1 protein-coding gene is annotated in these 279 nt (G+C 39.4%); it reads right to left on the reverse strand.

Going from position 1 to position 279, the window contains the following annotated elements; all coding sequences use genetic code 11:
* A partial coding sequence (locus SB749_RS19280) for a diguanylate cyclase domain-containing protein (protein WP_410711722.1) occupies window positions 1-279 on the reverse strand: 279 nt, incomplete at both ends.

Here is a 279-nt window from a genome sequence, read left to right on the forward strand (position 1 = left end):
CGGTATGTTTATAGCTTTGCTTTGAATAGGTTATCCCAATACTGGCGCCACTTTGTACACACACGCCTTTAGTACAAAACGGCTTTTGCATAATTTTTATAATGCGATTGGCAACATCTTCTGCCTGATTTGGCTCAGTTAAATGGGTTAGTAATACTACAAACTCATCTCCGCCTAGACGAGCTAATAAGTCATGCTCACGAATACATTGTGAGAATAGTTTACTAACACTAATTAAAAACTCATCGCCGGCATGATGCCCGAGCTGATCATTGATAT

The organism is Brevibacterium sp. SIMBA_078, from assembly GCF_046534565.1.
Lineage (GTDB): Bacteria > Actinomycetota > Actinomycetes > Actinomycetales > Brevibacteriaceae > Brevibacterium.